General features: G+C 64.1%; 3 protein-coding genes and 1 pseudogene. All 4 read left to right on the top strand.

All coding sequences use genetic code 11. The features are described from left to right. A pseudogene (locus RIN79_RS21420) lies at positions 1 to 300 on the top strand (transketolase); the annotation flags it as partial. 97 nt (positions 301 to 397) lie between these two features. Then, positions 398 to 1,078: a GntR family transcriptional regulator gene (locus RIN79_RS21415; RefSeq protein WP_309086732.1), complete on the top strand. Its 681-nt coding sequence runs from the start codon at positions 398 to 400 to the stop codon at positions 1,076 to 1,078. Between the two features lie 126 nt (positions 1,079 to 1,204). Then, positions 1,205 to 1,798: a biotin transporter BioY gene (locus RIN79_RS21410; protein WP_309086731.1), complete on the top strand. Its 594-nt coding sequence runs from the start codon at positions 1,205 to 1,207 to the stop codon at positions 1,796 to 1,798. 34 nt (positions 1,799 to 1,832) lie between these two features. Beyond that, entirely contained in the window at positions 1,833 to 2,789 is a 957-nt protein-coding gene (gene bioB / locus RIN79_RS21405) for a biotin synthase BioB (RefSeq protein ID WP_309086733.1), read from the top strand. The last annotated feature ends 185 nt before the right edge of the window (positions 2,790 to 2,974 follow it).

Below are 2,974 nucleotides of genomic sequence, written 5' to 3'. Positions count from 1 at the left end.
GCGGCGCAGCGCGCCCGCGAGCGCGGCCTCGTCCACGCCAGGAGCCACGTGGAGCGCCTGCTCGCCGACGTGCCGCCCCATTGCGGGCTCGTCACCGTGATCGATGGTCACCCGGCGACGCTCGCCTGGATGGGCTCCGTCATGGGCCACCGCACCCGCTCGCTCGGCGTGGAGCATTTCGGCCAGACCGGCACGATTAAGGACCTCTACCGCCATTTCGGCATCGACGCCCAGGGCATCATCTCCGCCGCCGAGACGATCGCCCCCGGCCGCCCGATCCGCCATCTGCGGGCGGTGTGAAGGTTCCAGAGGCGGTTGCCACATATTTCCACGGTCTGAGAAGCTTTCTCTTTTCAGACCGTTTGTCTCGGCGCATTTTATAGATTATCCGGGATGCATGGCGCGGCCCAACCCGAAAAAGCCCGACAACACCGTCGCAGGACGCATCAGCCGCGCACTTGCGGAGCGCATCGTTGCGGGTGAACTGGAGCCCGGAAGCCGGCTTCGGCAGGATCATATTGCCGAGGAATTCGGCGCAAGCCATGTTCCTGTCCGCGAAGCCTTCCGCCGTCTCGAAGCTCAGGGGCTCGTAGTCAGCGAGCCCCGGCGCGGAGTGCGGGTGGCGCTGTTCGATGTCGGCGAGGTCCGGGAAGTCGCAGAAATGCGCGCGGCCCTGGAGGTCCTCGCCCTGCGCCATGCCGCTCCCCATTTGACCCGCGCCATCTTCGAGCAGGCCGAGGAAGCCATCCGCGCGGGCGACAGATCCGTCGACGTGCGGTCCTGGGAGGAGGCGAACCGGACCTTTCACCGTCTGATCCTGACCCCCTGCGGCATGCCCCGCTTGCTGGCGGCCATCGACGACCTCCACGCGGCAAGCGCCCGCTTTCTCTTCGCGGCGTGGCGCTCGGAATGGGAGGCCCGGACGGATCACGACCACCGCGCCATCCTGGCGGCCCTGAAGCAGGGACAGGTCGAGACGGCAGCGGCCATTCTAGAGCGTCATGTGCGCTGGATCGGGCAACGCCCGGTGGCGACGACCTCCGGCCGGACCCGTGACGCTTTTGCAATCATCGGGTAAATCCCAAAATTATCTATGAAAACTTCATCCCGGGCAGAAGGAATTCTTTTCTGTTGCAATGTTATAGATTTTCTGGATTCATTCCGATGAGCGATTCAAGAATTATCTATAATCAGGAGCAGAACCATGAACCAAGTGCTTACCAGAGCCCGAAACAAGATCGGCGCACTGGCCGAATCCAAAGCCAAGCTGGCGCTAACCCTCACACTCGGCGTCGCGCTCATGACATTAAGCGCCAAGGTGCAGATTCCGTTCTGGCCAGTGCCGATGACCCTCCACACGCTGGCCGTCATGGCCATTGCGGTGGCCCTCGGCCCCTATGCGGCCGTCTCCATCTTCATCGCCTATCTGGCTGCGGGAGCGGTCGGTCTGCCCGTCTTTTCGGGCACGCCCGCCCGCGGCATCGGCCTTGCTTACATGGTCGGCCCGACGGGAGGCTATCTCCTGGGATACCTGATCGCCTCGGGCCTTGTCGGAAAGCTGGCCGCCGGGCGGGGAACCTTAAGGCGCCTCGGCGCCATGCTGGCGGGTCTCGCGGTGGTCTACGGCTTCGGCCTGCTGTGGCTTTCCCTGTTCGTTCCGGTCGGTCAGCTCTTGGCGCTCGGCGTCGCGCCTTTCCTGCTCGGTGACCTGGTGAAAATCGGCGTCGTCGCCGTGGCCGCGGCTCTGCTTAGCGCCTCCGGTCTGCTCGAACGAATCAAGTCCCATGTCGGTTTCTGATGGCCTGATCCGGCACGATTAGGCCGTCGAGGAAATCGAAGCGCTCTACGCGCTTCCGCTCCTCGAACTCGTCGGCCGCGCCAACGCGGTGCACCGCCGCCACCATGATCCGAACAAGGTCCAGAAGGCGAGCCTCCTGAGCATCAAGACCGGGAGTTGCCCGGAGGATTGCGCCTATTGTCCCCAATCGGCCCATCACCGCGAGGTCGATCTGACAAAGGAACGGTTGATGGACCCTGAAAGCGTCCTTGCCCTGGCCGCAAAGGCCAAGGCTGCGGGAGCCGAGCGTTTCTGCATGGGCGCCGCCTGGCGGCAGGTCCGGGACGGGAAGGAGTTTGATGCCGTCATTGCGATGGTCGAAGGCGTGCGCAGGCTCGGCATGGAGGCGTGCGTCACCCTCGGCATGCTCCAGCCGCACCAGGCGCGGCGGCTCGCCGAGGCGGGACTCACCGCCTATAACCACAATCTCGATACGAGCCCGGAATTTTACTCAAATATCATCACCACGCGCAGCTACGACGACCGCCTGCGAACCCTGGCTGCGGTGCGCGAGGCGGGAATCGAACTCTGCTGTGGCGGCATCATCGGCATGGGCGAGAGCGTCCGCGACCGGGCCTCGATGCTGCGCGTACTGGCCGGTTTCTTGCCTCATCCAGAGAGCGTACCCATCAATGCCCTTGTGCCCGTCGCAGGCACGCCGCTAGAGAAACGCAAGCGGATCGAATCCTTCGAATTGGTTCGTATGGTCGCCACGGCCCGCCTCGTCATGCCCACCTCGGTCATACGCCTTTCTGCGGGGCGCTCGCACCTCGGCTGGGAGGCACAGATTCTGTGTATGATTGCGGGGGCAAACTCGATCTTCTACGGCGACAAGCTGCTGACGACGCCCAACAGCGGAATCGGCGAGGACGAGGAATTGCTGGCGTTCATCGGGAGTGCCTTCGCTCAAGCGCAAGGAGAGGAGCCGCTTCGGCAAACCGAAAGCCTGTAAACCAACCTGTCATGCGCCTTCACCAGCCGCGGCATGACGGCGCAACCGATGCCAGGGGCCATGGGCGCAGGATTTGCCGCCGAGGGGCTTCGCGTGGTAACCGCGAGCCCTTCGGCACGAAAGTTTCAGCAGCGCCATGGCCCGTAAAAGCCTCCTTCGGGGCGACACCCTTCCCCTGATCCGCC

Origin of the sequence: Chelativorans sp. (assembly GCF_031180965.1) — a bacterium.
GTDB lineage: Bacteria > Pseudomonadota > Alphaproteobacteria > Rhizobiales > Rhizobiaceae > Chelativorans.
This window is presented reverse-complemented; position numbering and strand designations above follow the sequence as displayed.

What these genes read in the sequence shown, in the direction of transcription:
- RIN79_RS21415 (WP_309086732.1), top strand. Translation starts at nt 398, where the DNA reads ATGGCGCGGCCCAACCCGAAAAAGCCCGACAACACCGTCGCAGGACGC.
- RIN79_RS21410 (WP_309086731.1), top strand. Translation starts at nt 1,205, where the DNA reads ATGAACCAAGTGCTTACCAGAGCCCGAAACAAGATCGGCGCACTGGCC.